This window comes from Chryseobacterium sp. Bi04 (assembly GCF_918698085.1).
GTDB lineage: Bacteria > Bacteroidota > Bacteroidia > Flavobacteriales > Weeksellaceae > Chryseobacterium.
The window spans coordinates 221,517-240,509 of the sequence record NZ_CAKKLP010000005.1; the positions used below are offsets into that span (position 1 = coordinate 221,517).

The window sequence follows — 18,993 nt, forward strand, 5'->3', positions numbered from 1 at the left end:
AATATTCACGTCAAAATGAACTATCTATTATTTCAAAAATTGTAGTAGAACTACGACAATGAATTTTAAAAAACCTTTCTACGGAGCTTTTCGTGTCACCGCTAAATAAAACATCCATGTTATGATCAGATAATCAGCAACATGGACGTTAATTTACAAATAGTATGATTTGTTTTTATTTCAAATTTTTTTCATAGCAGTTAAATATTCCTTTTCGGAAGCGAACTGTTCCTACAAGGTCGTATCCTTTTTTAGTATAAACAGCATTCGCAGTATCATTCATGGAAAAAGCATCAAACCGAATCGATGGATATTGATTTCGCCTGGCAAATTCTTCGGCATACTGAATCATTTTACTTGATATTCCTGATCCCATTGATCAATTCCGTGATCCAGCATATGTACTTTTACTTCTTCAAGCGCCTGAGCAGCCTGAAGTACATCATCATGAACAGCTTTCCTAATCATTATAATTATTTAATTATTTACTACATCTTTTTTCTATCCAATAACAGATATTTACTTTGAATTCTTAAGCTGCATTGCCCGTTGATAAAAAGACTGATTAGCAATTTTTTCTTCAGCTTCATCAATCGCTTTCAGGAGATTATTTTCATTATCTGCAATTTCACTCAATACAGTAGCCACCAGTTCCCATACCGGTTTCATTTTTTCAACCAGCTCAGTACCTTTAGAAGTCAACAGAAATAACCTTTTACGCTCATCACTCTTATCTTTTTTCCATTCTAAGAGTTTGAGCTTTTCAAGTTCTTTGAGCAGCGTTATGGTAGAAGGATGGGTATACCCAATTTCATTCGCAATTTCCACCACACTTGCAGTTTCTTTCTTGTATATGGTAAAGATGACCGGAAACCATTTGAGTTCAAAATCTATCCCAAATGCTTTGTAGATCATCGCTCCATCTTTTCTTAACTGTTCGCTCAGGCGGTGTAACCGGGTTGAAATAGCAAGAATTCCTGCTTCGTTGATAACATTCATAGAGTCCTATTTAAATGATAAAAAACATCATCGGAACCCATCAATGGAAATTGAGCCGGAAGCTTTTGTTTCCCAATCTTTTCAAAATCATTCCGTTCATAGAACCGCTGGGCAGCCTTCAATACCGTGATGGTTCCCAAATATAAATCATCTATTCCATTTTCATGACAGAAAGAGAGTAAAACTTCCAATAATTCCTGTGCAATATTCAGGTCTTTTCCCCGGAATTCTTTTTTTACAAACATCTTCCGGATCGCTCCTGCCCTTTCATCAAATTTGACTAAAGCAATGGTTCCCACCATCTCCCCATCTATAAAGGCTCCCCAAAAGTTCCCTCCAGCTTCGGTATAAAAGCTTTCAATCTCAAAAAGGTCCGGCTGGTCATGGATTGTCAGCGGAACATTAAACTCTTTTTGCTGAATCGTAAGAATGAGGTCAATGGCCTGCTCTGAGTATGAATTGTCTATAGGCTTTATCAGTGGTTTCATCGTATTTCTTTATTTAAATTTTCATTTTAATATCGTGTCATATTCACAAAAACAAAACTACGTAGTTTACTACGTATATACAAACATAATTTTATTTTTATAATGATTTTAACAGTTCTTAAAAAAAAGAACAAAAAAACGTATGCCAGTGATGACATACGTTTATATGGTGTAAGCGTAAAATATCTTTTATTTCCAGCCTCCGCCTAAAGCCTGATAAAGCTCTACACCGGCCTTCATTTTATTGTATCGTGCATTGGAGATATTAAGCTCCGCATTCAATGAATTCACACTTGCATTTAAAACTTCAAGATAGTTGGCCATACCGTAGTTTACCAATTCCTGAGAATAGTCAACTGACTTTTTGTAGGCATCCAATTCTTTTTGTTTCAATTCAATAAAAGAATCCTGTACAGAATATACTCTGATGGCATCGGAAACTTCTTTTCCAGCGGTAAGCACTGTTTTCCTAAAGTTTAAATAAGCTGTTTCCTGATTGGCAAGGCTCACATCATAGTTCGTCTTGATCTGTCTCTTATTTAAAATAGGCTGAGCCAACCCTGTCACTACATTGGCAAACAATGAGTTGACACTGAACAAGTGGTCGATATCTACAGACTGAAGTCCTCCGCTTCCGGTGATCTTTAAAGTAGGATAAAACTGGGCTTTAGCTGAATTGGTTAATTCAAAAGCATTCATCAGGCTATACTCTGCTCTCATGACATCCGGACGGTTAGCCAGTAACTGAGTAGGATATCCTAATTTTAAGTCAATAGGCAGATTCTGATTTTCCAGCGTTGACCTTTCAATAGTGTGGGAAGGTTCCCCCATCAGAAGACTCATTGTATTTTCAAGTGACTGTATCTGCGTATCAATATCAATCAATAGAGATCTTGCATTAAAAACAAGGGCTTCACTTTGCTGTACCGCCACTTCTGTAACGGTTCCTGAAATTTTCAAAGCTTTTGTTGTTTCTAAATTCTTCTCACGTACTGCAATGGTTTCTGTAATGATCTTTTTCTGAGCATCGAAAGTCAACAGCTGGTAGTAAGCAGAAGCAATAGAAGCAACAAGACTGCTTTTTACTGCTTTATGAGCAGCAACTGTGCCTAAATAAGTGGCCAGCTGTGCTTTTTCCTGTGCTTTCAGCTTACCCCAGATATCCGCTTCCCAGCCAATACTTGCTGTAATATCAAACTGATTCACATAGCTTCGGTTTCCAATGATCTGACCAAACTGAGTGTTGATAGACTGGGTTTGGAAAGTATAGTTAGGACCAATAGAAACGGTAGGCTGATAGGCTGCTTTACTTTGCTTCAGATAAGCTTCCGCAGAACTGATGCTTTGTAAAGCAATTCTGATATCCAGGTTATTCTCTAAAGCTTTCGAAATATGGCCTTGAAGTACAGGATCTGTAAAGATTTCTTTCCATGAAATATCTGCAATATTGGTACTGTCAGTAGGAAGCATATCTGTACGGAAAAGCTTTTCGTCTACAACGTTTTTCGGCCTTTCATAATCTTTTCTGGCCATACAGGATGTAATGGCTCCCAGTATGAAAACTGAAAAAGTGATTCCTTTTATGATGTTTAATAAACTCTTCATTATTTAAAATTAGAAGTTAGAATCCAGAAATGAGAAGTTAGTTTTTAGCCGGATAGCCAGTGTCTAGCTTCTCTTTTCTAAATCATTATTTTTTATTCTGCTAAGTTGATATCTTCTTTTTTGAGAGGTTTAATTTTTTCCTGCAGTGTTTCAAAGATCACATACAGAACAGGAATTACAAATAATCCTAAAATAGTACCTATCAATAGTCCAATAGCGGCTCCTGTTGCAATTGATCTGTTACCTACTGCTCCAATTCCACTTGCTAGAACTAACGGCAATAAACCGAAGATAAAAGCGAAAGACGTCATTAGAATGGGTCTCACTCTGGCTTTAGCTGCATTGATGGCAGACATGACAATCGTTTCACCATGATGCCTTCTCTGAACAGCAAATTCGACGATAAGAATCGCGTTTTTCGCCAGTAGTCCCACGAGCATGATCAGGGCAATCTGGAAATAAATATTATTTTCCAAGCCCATAATCTTCTGTCCGAAGTAAGCTCCCATTACCCCAAGAGGAAGAGAAATAATAACGATCAGAGGAAGGATATAACTTTCATACTGTGCCGAAAGGATAAAGTAAACGAAAATCAAGCTAAGCCCAAAAATAAGAAGCGTCTGAGATCCTGAATTCAATTCTTCTCTGGTCAATCCGGTAAATTCTACTGCGTAGTTTTGATTCAGGGTTTCATTGGCCACCTGCTGTACAGCGGTAATGGCATCCCCGGAACTATATCCTTCAGAGTTTGCTCCCGTTACCTTCACTGAGGTAAACAGGTTATAACGGCTTACAGATTGTGGCCCGTATGCTTTAGTAAGAGTTACAAACTGGGAGATTGGAGACATTACTCCTGAACCTGTTTTTACATAAAGCTCGTTCAGGTTATCAATACTTTTTCTATTATCCGGAAGGGCCTGCACCATTACTCTGAACTGTTTTCCGTATTTTGTAAAGTCAGCAGTATAGACTCCCCCTATATACCCTTGCATGGTAGCAAGGATATCACTTACGGAAACCCCAAGTTGTTTTGCTAACGGAACATTGATATCCATTTGATACTGAGGATATTTTGTATTGAATGAAGTCTGAGCAAATTGAATTTCCGGTCTCTGCATCAGTTTTCCGATAAATTCATTGGTTTTATCATCCAGATCAGCATATTCTCCACCTGATTTGTCCAGCAATACCATTTCAAAACCTGCACTGTTACCAAATCCAGGTACACTTGGCGGCTGAAAGAATACAACTTTGGCATCAGGAACAGATCCTACAATTCCAAATAGTTTTTTGGTAATATCTTCAGAAGTCTGTCCGTCTTTTTTTCTTTCTTCGAATGGTTTTAGCTTAACAAAGGCAAGACCATTGTTACTTCCGTTTCCGGATAAGAATCCCCGCCCTGTAGAAATTGTTACATTCTGTACTCCCGGAACTTTCAATGCTTTGGCCTGAAGTGTTTTCAGGGTGTTGTAAGTTCTTTCCATAGAAGCTCCCGGAGGAAGCTGGACATCTGTAAAGATAATCCCTCTGTCTTCTGTAGGTACAAACCCTTTCTTCATACTGCTGCTTGCCCAGAATAAGATACCTCCTGTAACAGCAAAAATAATCAGGGTTACCCATTTATGTCTTAATAGAAATACAAATCCTCTTCCGTAACGTTCAGTAGTTGTTTTAAAAGCAATATTGAATTTATAGAAAAACTTCTGTAACAGATTTAAGTTCTTATACTCCTTATGATGCTCTTCGTGAGGTTTTAAGAATAATGAACATAAAACCGGGCTCAACGTTAATGCATTAACAGCAGAAATGATAATCGCTATAATAAGCGTAATACCAAACTGTTGGTAGAATACTCCTGTAGGACCCGTAATAAACGTTACCGGAATAAATACCGCAGCCATTACCAAAGTAATAGAAATAATAGCCCCTGTAATCTCATCCATCGCTTCTACCGTCGCCTTTTTCGCATCAGAAATACCATGTTCCATCTTCGCATGTACGGCTTCAACGACCACAATGGCATCATCGACGACAATACCAATCGCGAGAACTAAGGCGAATAATGTTAACAGGTTTAATGAATATCCAAATAGATTCAGGAAGAAAAATGCCCCTACAATAGATACCGGAACCGCGATGGCCGGAATCAGCGTAGATCTGAAATCCTGAAGGAAAATATATACTACAATAAATACCAGGATGAAAGCTTCAATCAGGGTATGTACTACCTTTTCAATAGAAGCCTCAAGAAATTCATTGGTATCAAAGTTGAAGGTATATTTAATTCCCTTTGGGAAAGTACTTTCTGCCGACTTCAGATATGTTTTGATATTTTTAATAATTTCCTGGGCATTGGAACCTGGCGTCTGGAAGATCCCCATACTGATGGAAGGTGAATTCCCATTCTCCCCGATTCCTGTGTAAGACTGGCCTGCCAGCTCTACTTTAGCAACATCTTTTAGCATCAGGTTTTGTCCGTTTGCAAGAGATTTTATGATGATATTATCATACTGTTCTTTATCGTTGAATTTACCTACATACTTAATGATATATTCAAAAGAGCTGCCGCTGTTCTGGCCAATGGAACCCGCTGCCGCTTCTCTACTCTGCTCATTGATAGCATTGGTAACATCTGTAGGTGTTACACTGTAGGCAGCCATTTTTGCCGGATCCAACCAGATTCTCATCGAGTAGTTTTTACCCCCGAAAACGTTGGCATCTCCTACACCATTAACCCTTTTTAAGTTGGGAATAATGTTGATATTCATGAAGTTCTGAAGGTATACGTCATCCAGATCCTTATTTTCGGAATAGAAAGACATATACATCAGTGCACTGGTTTGCTGCTTTTGCGTTACAACCCCTGAACGTGTTACTTCAGAAGGTAATAAAGGCGTCGCTCTGGCCACACGATTCTGTACGTTTACTGCGGCAATATCCGGGTCTATTCCTTGTTTGAAGAAAACCTGGATCTGGGCAGAACCGTCGTTTCCAGCACTGGAAGTGATATAATCCATACCTTCCACCCCATTGATCTGTTCTTCCAGAGGTACCACTACACTTTTCATCACCGTCTCAGCATTGGCTCCGGTATAGTTGGCGGAAACACTCACTGTAGGCGGCGCAATATCCGGATACTGTGTAACCGGTAACGAGACAAGCCCTAAAATACCGAGAATCACAATCAAAATTGAGATTACGGTAGATAAAACCGGTCTGTTAATAAAGTTTTTTATCATTAGAATTTCGGTTTTATTGATTGAACAAGACTATCCATTTTGATTGGTTTCGGCTTCACGGCAGTTCCCGATTTCAGACCTCCGATTCCTGCTGCTACAACAGTTTCCCCTTTATTTACCCCCGATTTTATAAGAGCCATATTGTCGATTCTGTCAATAACATTAATCACAACATTTTTAGCGGTATCTTTTTCTACTTTATATACGTAAACAATACCTTGCTGTTCATAGGTAGCACTTTCAGGAACCACCAATACGTTATCATAACGTTGTGGGAACCTAATGGTTCCACTGTTACCATTACTTAAAAGCTTTTGGGCATTAGAAAAAGCTACCCTGAATTGAATAGTTCCTGTTGTAGGATCAATCTGACCGGTAATGGCTTCAATTTTTCCTTTTTCAGGATAAAGACTGCCATTGGCTAGCTGAAGCTCAACCATCGGAAGGTTTTTTATTTTCTCAGGCATTGATGCACCCGGAGATTTTTCAAGGAAATCAAAATAAGCTTTCTCATTCATTGAAAAGTAGGCAAAAATCTGTGATGTATCAGAAATAGTGGTCAGGGGAATCTGGTCAGAAGGTCCTACCAAACTACCTACTTTCAGTGGAAGTTTACCGATAACCCCTGAAATAGGTGCACGGATGATAGAATAATCGATGTTGGCTTCTACTCCTTTGTAATTAGCCACAGCCTGTCTTTTTGCCGCATTGGCCTGCTGCAGTTGTGCCTGAGCCTGGGCCAGATTGGCCTGAGCCGTCTGTAGCTGGATGTTACTGATGATATTTTTCTGAACCAGAGGCTTTAGCTTGTTGACTTCAAGCTGAGCCGCATTTACTGAAGCCTGAGCTGCGGCAATAGTAGATTCTGCGGCACCAATTCCTGCTTTGGATGCTGCTGCATTTTCAGTAAGGATATTGGTTTCCAGACGAAATAAAGGCTGTCCTTTAGTAACATATTGTCCTTCATCTACCAATAGCTGGGTGATATAACCCTGTATTTTTGCACGTACATCATTGTTTACCCTACCCTGAATGGTAGCCGGAAACGTCTGATAACCCACTATATTTTTTGCCTCCACAGAAATAACAGGATAGGGCTTGGCACCATCCTGTTTCGGAGCTTCTTTTTTGCAGGCGGTTAGTGAAAACGCTGCAATGGAAAGTATAACTAGCTTATTATTCATTTTAAAGTTTATTAAGAGATTCCTGAATATTTTCTATATTTTTATTTAGTAGCGCTTTGTAAGCTTCTATTCTTTTGTTGTAGTCATTGTCTTTATTTTTTTTAAAATTGTTTAAATCATCTAATAACCTCAATTCGTCCTTCATCTTTTGGACAACTTGTTCGAATCGGATTTTCTTATATTCATCATTGGTGAAAAAATACCTTTTCCTCTCATCCATTTTGTTGTGGTCTACGATAAGCTGCATATTGAGAAGCAATGAAATACTTGTGGACACGGAGCTTTTACTCGCAGAAAGCACTTCAACAAACTCGTCAAAAGTAATTCCTACTTTCTCATAATCGAAAAGAAGGTAGGAATAGATTTTTGAGGCTAATGGGGGTATGTTGAAAAGAAAGCCATAAAACTTTACGGCATCCTGAAATATTCTTTCATCAATTTCTATACTTTTGTGCATATTATAAAAATGTAAACAAAAGTAGAAATTAGTTCAGAACTAAACGAACAAAGATGATAGAGATTATAAATACAGTTTCTTTTAAAAATTCAATGAAAGTGGATTTAACTTTTGGCTTAAATTATAATCTTCTCAAAAGCTTTTCTCATTCCGTCTTTCAAAAGAACCTCTCCACAATAGGAATATCCTTTACTTTCCAGAATTTTCAGCATGGCAATATTATCGTAATTCGTGTCTACTTTTACACTCTGAATTCCATGAGATCTTGTAAAATCTTCGATATGGTCGAAAAGTTTTTTCACCATTCCCCGGCCTGCAAATTTTTCATCTACTGCAATTCTGTGTACGACCACAAACTCCCCATCACTCAGCCATGCCCCTTCAATGGTACTGTAAGCAGGCTCATCATTTAAAATCAAAGCAGCGAAAACAGCAATTTCTCCATCTACTGTAAGAACATATCCAAAACCTTTTGCAATATCGCTTTCTACCGTTCCCAGATTAGGATATCCGTTTTGCCATTGTGTACTGCCATCCAGCCTTCTTCTTTCTATAGACTGCTGGATGATTCCCCAAATAATTTCTCTTTCTTCAATTTCCGCTTTTCTCAGTGTAATTTCTGGATTCATTGTTCTTTGATTTTTGATTAAAGGATTAGGGCAATCAGAAGTTCTGTCGTATTATTTACTCCTATCTTTCCGGAGGATGGCAAAACCAGATGATTATAAATAATGTATGCTAATAAAGCTTGTTTTTCAGAAGCCTGACACTTACATCCTTTAGTATTCTTGTTTATTTTAATAATGAGTTGCTAATTAAAAAACCGAAAACTAATTAAAATTAATTTTCGGTTCGAAGTAGTAAAATTTAAAATTATGAAATTGTTTTATTGATTTTCACTTTGTTGAAGGTAAGCATCTACAATTTCAAATGCTCTTTTTTCATCTTCCAGATCTACCATTACTTTTAACGACGTAGCCGTGGGAGTTGTGGTAAATGTAAGATAATTATTTTCAACCGTGTTTGTAATTTGTCCATCATCCAATTTAGACTTAACCAACTGAATTTCTGAAGGGTTATCACTTTCAAAAACCGATACTCTCGTACTTCTTTCCATATTCTATATTGTTTGAGTATCTAAATATACAATGATTTTTTGAAAATTACAAATCCTGGTTTTAAATTTTGTTAATATTGTTTTCTATTTTATCTAACGCCAGCTGAATTTCTTCTTTGGTAACATTAAGGTGAGGTCTGAAACGTAAAGACTGGTCTCCACATGGAAGAATGATCAGTCCGTCATTGAAGAGTTCATTCATCATTTTATTTCTGTCTCCCGCTGATGGAAGATCAATGGCGCACATCAACCCTCTTCCTCTTGCATTGGAAATTTTCTCAGGATATTTCTCAGCAAGAGCTTTCAGGCTATCCAGCAAAAAGTCTCCTACCACTCTGGCATTTTCAACAAGATTTTCTTTTTCAATAACCTCCATTACCAATTGGAAACGAAGCATATCGATAAAGTTTCCTCCGAAAGTAGAGTTGATTCTTGAGCTTTCTCTGAATACATTATTAGGAACTTGATCAAATTTTTCTTTATTGGCCAAAACTCCGCAAACCTGTGCTTTTTTACCGAAAGAAATGATATCCGGTTTTGCAGTAAAGTGCTGAAAAGCCCACATTTTTCCCGTAATAGCAATACCGGTCTGAACTTCATCAAAGATAAGTAAGATTTCATTTTGATCACAAAGCTGTCTTAACCCTAATAAGAATTCATCTCTGAAATGGTTATCACCTCCTTCTGCCTGGATTGGTTCTATAATGATACAAGCCACTTTATCCGGATTCATCAAAATAGCTTCTTCAATCTGTAATAAAGCAAGCTTTTCATTTTTGATGGTTTCTTCCAGATTTTCTTCCGTAATCGGGAATGATAATTTCGGATTTAAGATTCTTGGCCAGTCAAATAAAGGAAAATATTGGTATTTTCTGGGATCTGAAGTGTTGGTTAAGCTTAACGTATAACCGCTTCTTCCGTGGAAAGCCTGTCTGAAATGGATACAGATTCCGGCTTCAGTCTGAAGTCCTTTTGCAAAGTTTTTACGGGTCTTCCAGTCGAAACAAGCCTTTAAAGCATTTTCAACCCCTAAAGTTCCGCCTTCGATAAAGAAAGCATATTGTAATTCTTCAGGAATAACTACTCTTTCAAACACTTCTAAGAAATGAGCATATTCTTCTGAGTAAACATCTGCTAAAGTTGGTTTGTTGACAGCCATTCTGCCTAACCATTCTGATCTTTCTACAAGATACGGGTGATTGTATCCAACAGAAGCTGAGGCAAACATAGAGAACATATCCAGATATTCTCTGTCTGTAAGTTTATCGTAAAGCCATGATCCGTGAGATTTTTCAATGTCCATCACGAAGTCAAACCCATCTGCCAAAACGTGCTTTCCTACTGTTTCTTTTACTTTATTTGCTTTTATATCTAATATTTGTTCCATAATAAAATTGATGTGTGATTTAATAAGTGAATGATTAAAAACTCACAGGAATGAGCTCTTAATCATTCAGGTTATTAATTTTTGTTTTTGTTTTTTGTGCTTTAAGTAAAGCTTTTATAAATCAAATTTAATACCTTGTGCTAAAGGAAGTTGCGCGGTATAATTTATAGTATTGGTTTGTCTTCTCATATAGTACTTCCAAGCATCAGATCCTGATTCTCTTCCTCCTCCGGTTTCTTTTTCTCCACCGAAAGCACCTCCGATTTCAGCACCTGAAGTTCCAATATTAACGTTGGCAATACCACAGTCTGAACCTGCATAAGAAAGGAATAATTCTGCTTCTCTCAGGTTTTGGGTCATAATTGCAGAAGATAATCCCTGAGGAACATCATTTTGAATAGCAATTGCTTCTTCCAGGGTTTTGTATTTAATCAAATATAAAATCGGGGCAAAAGTTTCATGCTGCACGATCTCATAAGAATTTTTCACTTCGGCAACGCAAGGTTTTACGTAGCATCCTGATTCGTATTCTTTCCCGGTTAATACACCGCCTTCAACAACAAATTTACCGCCTTCTTTTTTACACTTTTTGATAGCTTCTTCATATTGATTCACTGCATCAGTATCAATTAAAGGACCTACATGGTTTTTCTCATCCAACGGGTTTCCGATCTTCAACTGGCCATAAGCTTTTGTCAATCTTGTTTTCACTTCATTATACACACTCTCGTGGATGATCAGTCTTCTCGTGGAAGTACATCTCTGACCAGCTGTTCCTACGGCTCCGAAAACGGCTCCGATGATAGACATATCTATATCTGCTTCTTTCGTAATGATAATTGCATTGTTACCTCCTAATTCAAGGATAGATTTTCCGAATCTTTCTGCTACTTTAGAAGAAACCATTCTTCCTACTCTTGTAGAACCTGTGAAAGATACTAAAGCTACTCTTTTATCATCTACCAGCTTCTGTCCGATCTCATGGTCTGATACCAATACACTTGAAACTCCTTCAGGAAGATTATTTTCCTTTACAACTTCATTCATGATATTCTGACATGCAATTGCACAAAGTGGTGTTTTTTCAGATGGCTTCCAAATGGTAACGTTACCACAGATCCATGCTAATGCAGTATTCCATGACCATACAGCCACGGGAAAGTTGAATGCTGTGATGATTCCAACCACACCTAGCGGATGGTATTGCTCGTACATTCTGTGTCCCGGTCTTTCTGAGTGCATCGTGTATCCCTGAAGCTGTCTGGAAAGCCCCACAGCAAAATCACAGATATCAATCATTTCCTGTACTTCTCCAAGACCTTCCTGCAATGATTTACCCATTTCATAGGAAACCAGTTTTCCAAGATCATCTTTATATTCTCTCAACTTCAGACCCAGCTGTCTTACAATTTCTCCTCTTTTGGGAGCAGGGATCATTCTGAATTCCTGAAATGCCTTTTGAGCAGTCTCAATTACTTTGTCATAATCACTTTCTCCGGAAGTCTTTACTTTAGCGATTAATTTACCGTCTACAGGAGAGATACTTTCTATTGTCTTTCCTGAAGCGAAATATTTTCCGCCCACTGAAGTCCCTTTATTTTCTTCTTTAATACCAAGGTTTCTGAGTGTTGTTTCGATTCCGAAATCCTTTACTTTTTTTGACATAAAATCTTACTTTTCGTTCTCTCTAAAGATAAAAATATTATGCGAACCTCAAAACTTTAATTTTTAAGCTGTTTTTTATTTGGACTAATTATAAACATATGTATCTTTGTAGGGTAAAATTTTGACATTCAGAAATGGAGAATAATACATCAAAAGAAGATTTTTCAAAACAAAAAGACAATTCAAAGTGGAAGCAGTGGATTAAACGTTTTGGTGTCGGGGGAATTATATTTTTTACCGTAAAGGGGATCATTACCTCGACTTTAATTTATTTTCTTGGAAAGAATTTCTGGAATATCATTACCAAATACTTTTCAACGATATTCGGGTAAGACAACAGACAATGATATAAAAAGAAAGCTGAGAATTTTTTCTCAGCTTTCTTTTTATAATTAAGGTAATTGAATAGTTATTCTAAACGTAAACTACTCTTTCTTCTTCCTCCCCGAATCAACCAGGTTCTGATGCAGCAAGTATTCAATCTGTCCGTTTACACTTCTGAATTCATCATTTGCCCATTTTTCCAGGAGTTTATAAGTAGACTCATCTATCCTTATGACAAAGGATTTTTTACCTTTGCTTTCGGAAGAATTTTGTACTTTTTCTGATTTCATTTTTCTTGTTTTTAACGCAAGATGCGTGAAGATTTATTTTCCAGATTCATTGTTTACAGGCGGATAACAACTCCCCAATCCCTGGAAATTATTCATATTTTAGTTATACAATGTTCCTGCATTTAATATAGGGGTTGCTGCTTTTTCACCACATAAAACCACCATTAAATTGCTTACCATTGCTGCTTTTCTTTCGTCATCAAGTTCAACGATATTGCCTTCGGAAAGCTTTTTCAAGGCAAGATCAACCATTCCTACAGCTCCTTCTACAATTTTGGTTCTCGCTGCAACAATGGCAGTAGCCTGCTGTCTTTGAAGCATCGCTCCTGCTATTTCTGATGCATAAGCCAAATGGGAGATCCTTGCTTCCTGGATGACAATTCCGGCTTTTGAAAGACGGTCTGTGAGCTCCTGTTCCAAAATAGAATTGATTTTTTCTCCACCTTCTCTCAACGTAATGGGTGCATGGTCATCCTCCAGATTATCATAAGGAAAACTCATGGCCAAATGCCGCACTGCTGCTTCACTCTGCATTTTTACAAAATCTGAATACCGTTCAACGTCAAAAGCTGCTTTATAAGTATCTCCCACTTTCCATACGATTACTACTGCAATTTCAATTGGGTTTCCCATTTTATCATTCACTTTCAAGGTCTGTCCTTGTAAATTCTCGGAACGCAAAGACATTTTCTGTGAGGAATACAGAGGATTGATAAAGAATAACCCGTTCTCTTTTACCGAGCCTACATATTTTCCAAAAAAGTTTAACACTCGTGAGTGATTAGGCTGAATAATCATTAATCCTTTCAGGAAGAAGCATGAAAGTAAAAAGCAAAGCATCGCAATAATCACATAGGCAATACTCTGATCAACCCCGGAAATAAAGAAATAAACCGAAGCAGCAAATAAAGCCAGACAGATTACTAAGGTAATATAACCCGACATGGGTTTTAATGTTTTTTCCATAACTGAATTTTTAATTTGATATTATTTTGATATCATAAAGATAGCATTAATTTTTGAATGCCAGATCTAAATAATAAGTTTTTTTTGTGGGGTATGGAATAAGCAATAGCAGGATTACTATGTAGGTCTGGCTATCTCAGAAGGTTCTCCACGTAACCGTACCACGCATCATCCGGTACCTGTACCGCACAAAAAAATCCCGGAAAATAAATTCCAGGATTTTGATTGTATAGGTCTGCCGCTTTTACTTCTTCGTTAATTTTTTAAACTTGAAATAAGAAACTGCTGATAAAGTAATCATTGTTGCAATTCCAATGTATACCCAGGCCGGTACCGGTACCGGATCTCCAGCTGCATAAGAGTGAAGTCCGCTTAAGTAGTAATTTACCCCAAAATAAGTCATTACCATTGAGCAGAACGCAAACATTGTTGCTACGTGGAACGCCCATCTGCTTCTCAATCCGGGCACTAATCTCATGTGCAGTACAAAAGCGTATACCATAATCGAGATGAAAGCCCATGTTTCTTTCGGGTCCCAGCTCCAGTATCTACCCCACGATTCGTTGGCCCAGATTCCTCCTAAGAAGTTTCCAACCGTTAAAGCGAAAAGACCAATGGTAAGGGACATTTCAGAAACCACTACCAATTCTTTCAATGTGGTATCATGATGAATTTTATAGGTCTCTTTGTTTGAAATAATATAAAATACCAGAGAGATCACGGCAATGATCATCGATAGGGCAAAGAAACCATAGCTGGAGGTAATAATCGCTACGTGAACAATTAACCAGTAAGATTTCAATACAGGAACCAATGGTGTAATCTGCGGATCAAGCGCTGAGCCTCCATGCGCAAATCCCATCATAATTACCGCTACCATAAATCCGGCTGCAGGAATCAATGCATTGGAATTTCTGTAAAGAACAAGCCCTGCTGTAATTCCTACCCAGGAAATAAAGATAATAGCTTCATATCCGTTACTCCAAGGGGCGTGCCCTGAAATATACCATCTTGCAACAAGGCCTAAGAAGTGGCATAAATACCCTATTAAACCTATCGCAATAATGACTTTGATTATTTTATTTAGTAGTTTGCTTGACTTGAATAATTCAACAAAACCTAAGATCAAAAGAAGTCCTCCTATGATGGTGTAGAATATTAATAATTTGAAATTAATATCTGCTTTATTCATGAAAACTTCAAGATCTACTTTAGATTGGGCAGGAACAACGCTTTTACCCCATTTCTGCTGATATTCTGAAAGTTTAGCAAGTTCCGAATCTGCTTTACTCCAGTTTCCTGATTTCTGAGCGGTAAGAACTTCTGCAAAATAAGGCCCCATTACCTGCTGAGATTCCATATCCGGTTCAAATTTCTGGTCAAGCCATGAATGCCATGTATGGTTAGCATCATTTTTTACCGGTACAATTCTCATAAACTGACCACTGAAAAACTCGTTAAAAATCTGAACTCTTTCGTTTACAGCAATTACTTCTTTATCATAATTGGTCTGATCTGCCGGCTTTTTACGGAAAGCAGTGTTATAATCATGCTCAAGGATGTATGTTAAATTACCGTTAGCATCTGCAGGGAAAAGATTCATTAAAGAAGTATAACCGTCATCATCAGCCTTTGTCTTATTCTTTAATTCGTCTCCTCCTTTCGGCCCCACTTTAATCATTGGAACCATTGTCCAGCTTGGGGTATCTGTATTTACGGATAAGAACCACTGGTTAGCAGTAAGGTATTTCCCGTCAGTTCCTTTGAATTTATCTTTCTTGTATAGTTTTCTTAAAACATCCAATGCTTCTGTATTGATAGGAACAATTCTTCCTTCAAAACTTTGCACCAGAAGATATCCGAATTTATCAGCATGCTCCTCACTGATTCTGTTTCTTGCAATGATTTCATCCGGAGAGATAGATCTCATCTTACTCATTGGCGCTGCCAGAGAATTCTGCTTTGGAGCAGCACCATCAAGCGGTTGGGCAGATGGAGCCGGAGCATGAGTATGCCCGTCACCTTCTACATGTACATGCTCTCTGCTTCCGTCTGTAGTTCCATGTGTTTCAATTTTCTGGGCATTACCCCCTATACTTAAAAACAATAAAAGAACAGCTGCTGTTTTTGCTTTTTTCTTGCTGGCGTCAGCCAACATTTTATTTAATTTCCAAAAGTGAGTTCCTTTCCAGAAGAAGATCACAAACATTCCTAAGAATAATAATCCGTATCCTATGTATGAGATCAGTGTTCCCCAGAAATCATGGTTTACAGAAAGTACGGTCCCCATTCTGTCCGGGTCAAAGCTCGACTGGAAGAGACGGTATCCTTTATGGTTAAGAACGTGGTTCATATAGATTTTATAAGGAGTTTCTTTACCTTCATCAACAATTTTCACATGGCTTTCGTAAGCACTTGGAGAAGAACTTCCAGGATAAGTTTCCATTACGAAATCTTCTAACTTCAGGGCAAAAGGGGTATTGTAAACCTTAGGCCCGAATCCAACCATGATATTTAGCCCATCCATAGTCACCTGCTTATAGGCATTTGGATTTCCTCTTTCCACAGAAAGATCAACCAGACGTTTTGTTTTTGGACCCTGCAGTTCTATCTGAAGCATGTCTGGAACGTTAGCATCCTTCTTTCTATCTCCTTCAATAGCGATCAATCTTCCTTTTTTCAGTCCTTCAGGAACTACAAGTTTTAATTCATTGATCGTATATAAACTTCTCAATGCCAACGGTTGGAATTCATCCTTTACTGTACTTCCGGTAGCCTGAGTGGCCATCGTCATATAGCTTGCATCAACAGGAGTTTTGATGAATAATTTTCCTCCTTCATTTTTAAATTCCACTGCCCCTTCAATAGCTCTGTTGAATGTTACCAAAGTTCCGTTAATTGATTTGGTTTCTCCCGGTTTGATGTAAACATTCTGTCTTCCGGTACTTCCTGTAGACACCAGGTGAAGGTATTCTGCACCGTTGGGTTCAGCAACCAGGCTGTCTTTTTTTCTCTGAATATATTCCTTGGCAAAAATCTTTACTTCTTTTCCGTGGAAATCATAGGTGGCATTCAGATCTTTGTGGAGTGGAGACATCAGGTAAGGAATATCTTTATAATTAAGGACATCACCTTTTTCCTCAATCTGAATCTTAAGGAAGTTTTTATCCGTTACGATTTCGTTGGATGTTTCTCCTTCTCTAATGTGCATGGTTCCCTCGAAACTAATGTATCTTGTGATAGCACCACCGATAAAAATGAATATAAAAGCCAGGTGAAAAACAAGAACCGGCCATTTCTCTTTTTTCCAAAGTCTATATCTGCCGATATTTCCTATGAAGTTGAGAATAAGCAGGACCATGATCAGTTCAAACCATTTGGCCTCATAAATTAATGCTTTTGCTGTAGGCGTTCCATAGTCGTTTTCCAGGAACGTTGCATAAGCCATTGCAAATGCATACACCAGTAACAAAACAGCCATTGTCCTGGTTGAGATAAGAATATCTTGGAGCTTCTTCATGATTTAATTATACTTGACATGCAAAAATAAGCATGATAAACTACAAAGAGATTAAAAAAAGCTGTTTTTTGTCATTTTAAAGCCCGTTTCGCTTATTTTGAATCATTCTTAATAACTTAAAAAACACTAAGGAAAAAACAATTTTTAAAACCAGGCAAATCAGGATTCATTATACCTATAGCCGTGATTGAAATCTTCTATTCAAAAACAACTCAACAAAACACAAACAACTGATTTAAAGTTATTTAAATTAAAATCGGTTTTATAAGAAATTAGATGGACAGAGAATTTATTTTCCAAGAAATATCTTTTTCCTGATTTTGCTCAAGAATTCATGGGTAATCCCCAAATAGGAAGCAATTTGTTGCTGGATAAGCTTTTGTTCAAGTTCCGGGTATTTTTGCAAAAATTCCACATATCTTTTATCAGCTGTTTTACCTGTCAAAGAAAGAATTCTTCTCTGTAATCCCACTGATGACTGCTGGTTCATCATTCTAAAAAGCTTTTCCACCTGGGGCATTGTTTCATACAGAAGTTCTTTATTCTTTTTGGAGATCATAAGAACCTCGCTATCCTCAAGAGCTTCTATATTCAGAATACTGGGAACATGATTAATCAGACTGTCGATGTCCGTTATCCACCAACCTTTGACAGCAAAATACAGTGTCTGTTCAAAACCGTTTTCATTGAGATAATATACTTTACAGCATCCACTGACAACAAACCCTTCAAAAGAACAGTAATCCCCTTCTTTAAGAATCACTTCCTTCTTTTTAAAGACTTTATATTCAAATGGAGAAGCAAACCGAGTGAATTCCTCTTCGGATAAGTCTATATACCTGTTGATGTTTTGATAAAGTAAGTCAAGCATTATTCTGTTTAAGCAAAATAAAGATACCAATTATTGTTGATACTTTATTCATTACCCATTGTTCATTACTTATTTTCCATGTAAGAAATCATCTGTACTGACAATTCTGGCATAAAGATCTCCTAATGCAGATATCCCTGCTAAAAATGACCTTTGTACTTCTGCCGCTTTTACGACCTGCCCGTTCAATTCCCGGTCTCGTGTTGCAGTAGCATCTCCAATAATGGTATTGGTAAAGCCCAAGTCAAAAGCAGCTCTTGTGGTTGATTCTACACATACATCAGTCATCATACCTGTAATCACCAGATTTTTGATTTTTTTCAACTGAAGATATTGCAGCAGATCAGTTTCCCTGAAGCTGTTTGGAAAATGTTTTACAATAACTTTCTCATCAGATTTCGGGCTCACCCATGAACTGATCTCCATTCCGGGAGTATCCGGAAGAAAAAAGGAGGCTCCTTCATTGGTGGAAATGTGCATAATATGAACCACAGGAAGATTGTTTTTCCTAAAATAATTCAAAATATCTTTAGCGTTTCTCCCAGCTTTTTCAGCGCCTTCCAGTGTCATTTTTCCTCCCGGAAAATAGTCGTTTTGTACGTCAATAATTAATAGTGCAGTGTTTTCCATTTTTTCTTTTTTGTTGTGCATTAATACATACGAATGAAGTTAAAATCAAACATAAAGTCAGAATACTTTTAAAAGTGTCTTTCATTATTTTTCTGTTATAAAATTAATAGGACAAAATTATGACGGAAAGAATTCCTGACATTTGAACTAGTTCAAAAAATGATGTTCATAAAAAAACAACTTTGAATACATATGAATTCCAGGAAAATCATATAGTTGAACAGTATAATATGTTATTTTAGATGAACTGT

General features: G+C 37.4%; 17 protein-coding genes. 1 reads left to right on the forward strand and 16 read right to left on the reverse strand.

The window, feature by feature from the left end; all coding sequences use genetic code 11:
* Positions 1-175: 175 nt before the first annotated feature.
* The 11 genes from LQV47_RS10590 to LQV47_RS10640 all read right to left on the reverse strand — a co-directional run bounded on the left by LQV47_RS10590 (position 176) and on the right by LQV47_RS10640 (position 12,141).
* Positions 176-352: a hypothetical protein gene (locus LQV47_RS10590; RefSeq protein ID WP_230036663.1), complete on the reverse strand. Its 177-nt coding sequence runs from the start codon at positions 350-352 to the stop codon at positions 176-178.
* A gap of 167 nt (positions 353-519) precedes the next feature.
* Positions 520-999, reverse strand: coding sequence for a MarR family transcriptional regulator (locus tag LQV47_RS10595; RefSeq protein ID WP_230036665.1), 480 nt, complete (start codon positions 997-999; stop codon positions 520-522).
* Positions 996-1,487 (reverse strand): GNAT family N-acetyltransferase, encoded by a 492-nt coding sequence (locus tag LQV47_RS10600; RefSeq protein ID WP_230036667.1) that lies wholly within the window; start codon positions 1,485-1,487, stop codon positions 996-998. Before LQV47_RS10600 ends, LQV47_RS10595 begins: the two co-directional genes overlap by 4 nt.
* Positions 1,488-1,676: 189 nt before the next feature.
* On the reverse strand, positions 1,677-3,092 hold the full coding sequence (locus LQV47_RS10605; RefSeq protein WP_230036668.1) for an efflux transporter outer membrane subunit: 1,416 nt from the start codon (positions 3,090-3,092) through the stop codon (positions 1,677-1,679).
* A gap of 92 nt (positions 3,093-3,184) precedes the next feature.
* On the reverse strand, positions 3,185-6,331 hold the full coding sequence (locus LQV47_RS10610) for an efflux RND transporter permease subunit (RefSeq protein ID WP_230036670.1): 3,147 nt from the start codon (positions 6,329-6,331) through the stop codon (positions 3,185-3,187).
* Positions 6,331-7,515 (reverse strand): efflux RND transporter periplasmic adaptor subunit, encoded by a 1,185-nt coding sequence (locus LQV47_RS10615; RefSeq protein ID WP_230036672.1) that lies wholly within the window; start codon positions 7,513-7,515, stop codon positions 6,331-6,333. Before LQV47_RS10615 ends, LQV47_RS10610 begins: the two co-directional genes overlap by 1 nt.
* A 1-nt stretch (position 7,516) precedes the next feature.
* A complete protein-coding gene (locus tag LQV47_RS10620; RefSeq protein WP_230036673.1) occupies positions 7,517-7,972 on the reverse strand; it encodes a transcriptional regulator in 456 nt (151 codons plus the stop codon).
* A gap of 116 nt (positions 7,973-8,088) precedes the next feature.
* A complete protein-coding gene (locus tag LQV47_RS10625) occupies positions 8,089-8,601 on the reverse strand; it encodes a GNAT family N-acetyltransferase (protein ID WP_230036675.1) in 513 nt (170 codons plus the stop codon).
* 257 nt (positions 8,602-8,858) lie between these two features.
* The gene (locus LQV47_RS10630) at positions 8,859-9,089 is read right to left on the reverse strand and encodes a DUF2007 domain-containing protein (RefSeq protein ID WP_230036677.1); all 231 of its coding nucleotides are present in this window, start codon (positions 9,087-9,089) and stop codon (positions 8,859-8,861) included.
* Positions 9,090-9,150: 61 nt separating this feature from the next.
* Positions 9,151-10,476 carry an L-lysine 6-transaminase gene (lat, locus tag LQV47_RS10635; protein ID WP_230036679.1) on the reverse strand — a complete coding sequence of 442 codons (1,326 nt, stop codon included), beginning with the start codon at positions 10,474-10,476 and terminating at the stop codon, positions 9,151-9,153.
* 114 nt (positions 10,477-10,590) lie between these two features.
* Entirely contained in the window at positions 10,591-12,141 is a 1,551-nt protein-coding gene (locus LQV47_RS10640) for an aldehyde dehydrogenase family protein (RefSeq protein ID WP_230036681.1), read from the reverse strand.
* A 134-nt stretch (positions 12,142-12,275) separates the two neighbouring features.
* Between LQV47_RS10640 and LQV47_RS10645 the strand changes: the two genes are divergently transcribed.
* Complete coding sequence (locus LQV47_RS10645) at positions 12,276-12,473, forward strand: hypothetical protein (RefSeq protein WP_230036683.1); 198 nt, start codon at positions 12,276-12,278, stop codon at positions 12,471-12,473.
* A gap of 93 nt (positions 12,474-12,566) precedes the next feature.
* Here the strand turns inward: LQV47_RS10645 and LQV47_RS10650 are convergent, their stop codons facing one another.
* The 5 genes from LQV47_RS10650 to LQV47_RS10670 form a co-directional block, all read right to left on the reverse strand.
* Positions 12,567-12,755, reverse strand: coding sequence for an Arc family DNA binding domain-containing protein (locus LQV47_RS10650; protein ID WP_230036685.1), 189 nt, complete (start codon positions 12,753-12,755; stop codon positions 12,567-12,569).
* A 99-nt stretch (positions 12,756-12,854) separates the two neighbouring features.
* Positions 12,855-13,721, reverse strand: a complete 867-nt coding sequence (locus LQV47_RS10655) for an SPFH domain-containing protein (RefSeq protein WP_230036687.1) — start codon at positions 13,719-13,721, stop codon at positions 12,855-12,857.
* A 244-nt stretch (positions 13,722-13,965) separates the two neighbouring features.
* Entirely contained in the window at positions 13,966-17,241 is a 3,276-nt protein-coding gene (ccsA, locus tag LQV47_RS10660) for a cytochrome c biogenesis protein CcsA (protein WP_230036689.1), read from the reverse strand.
* A gap of 289 nt (positions 17,242-17,530) precedes the next feature.
* Positions 17,531-18,112, reverse strand: a complete 582-nt coding sequence (locus LQV47_RS10665; RefSeq protein WP_230036691.1) for a Crp/Fnr family transcriptional regulator — start codon at positions 18,110-18,112, stop codon at positions 17,531-17,533.
* Positions 18,113-18,181: 69 nt separating this feature from the next.
* On the reverse strand, positions 18,182-18,742 hold the full coding sequence (locus LQV47_RS10670) for a cysteine hydrolase family protein (protein WP_230036693.1): 561 nt from the start codon (positions 18,740-18,742) through the stop codon (positions 18,182-18,184).
* Positions 18,743-18,993 lie beyond the last annotated feature (251 nt).

Excerpts from the sequence above, each read along its gene's own strand:
- LQV47_RS10590 (WP_230036663.1), bottom strand. The coding sequence starts at position 352 with ATGATTCAGTATGCCGAAGAATTTGCCAGGCGAAATCAATATCCATCG.
- LQV47_RS10595 (WP_230036665.1), bottom strand. The coding sequence starts at position 999 with ATGAATGTTATCAACGAAGCAGGAATTCTTGCTATTTCAACCCGGTTA.
- LQV47_RS10600 (WP_230036667.1), bottom strand. The coding sequence starts at position 1,487 with ATGAAACCACTGATAAAGCCTATAGACAATTCATACTCAGAGCAGGCC.
- LQV47_RS10605 (WP_230036668.1), bottom strand. The coding sequence starts at position 3,092 with ATGAAGAGTTTATTAAACATCATAAAAGGAATCACTTTTTCAGTTTTC.
- LQV47_RS10610 (WP_230036670.1), bottom strand. The coding sequence starts at position 6,331 with ATGATAAAAAACTTTATTAACAGACCGGTTTTATCTACCGTAATCTCA.
- LQV47_RS10615 (WP_230036672.1), bottom strand. The coding sequence starts at position 7,515 with ATGAATAATAAGCTAGTTATACTTTCCATTGCAGCGTTTTCACTAACC.
- LQV47_RS10620 (WP_230036673.1), bottom strand. The coding sequence starts at position 7,972 with ATGCACAAAAGTATAGAAATTGATGAAAGAATATTTCAGGATGCCGTA.
- LQV47_RS10625 (WP_230036675.1), bottom strand. The coding sequence starts at position 8,601 with ATGAATCCAGAAATTACACTGAGAAAAGCGGAAATTGAAGAAAGAGAA.
- LQV47_RS10630 (WP_230036677.1), bottom strand. The coding sequence starts at position 9,089 with ATGGAAAGAAGTACGAGAGTATCGGTTTTTGAAAGTGATAACCCTTCA.
- lat (WP_230036679.1), bottom strand. The coding sequence starts at position 10,476 with ATGGAACAAATATTAGATATAAAAGCAAATAAAGTAAAAGAAACAGTA.
- LQV47_RS10640 (WP_230036681.1), bottom strand. The coding sequence starts at position 12,141 with ATGTCAAAAAAAGTAAAGGATTTCGGAATCGAAACAACACTCAGAAAC.
- LQV47_RS10645 (WP_230036683.1), top strand. The coding sequence starts at position 12,276 with ATGGAGAATAATACATCAAAAGAAGATTTTTCAAAACAAAAAGACAAT.
- LQV47_RS10650 (WP_230036685.1), bottom strand. The coding sequence starts at position 12,755 with ATGAAATCAGAAAAAGTACAAAATTCTTCCGAAAGCAAAGGTAAAAAA.
- LQV47_RS10655 (WP_230036687.1), bottom strand. The coding sequence starts at position 13,721 with ATGGAAAAAACATTAAAACCCATGTCGGGTTATATTACCTTAGTAATC.
- ccsA (WP_230036689.1), bottom strand. The coding sequence starts at position 17,241 with ATGAAGAAGCTCCAAGATATTCTTATCTCAACCAGGACAATGGCTGTT.
- LQV47_RS10665 (WP_230036691.1), bottom strand. The coding sequence starts at position 18,112 with ATGCTTGACTTACTTTATCAAAACATCAACAGGTATATAGACTTATCC.
- LQV47_RS10670 (WP_230036693.1), bottom strand. The coding sequence starts at position 18,742 with ATGGAAAACACTGCACTATTAATTATTGACGTACAAAACGACTATTTT.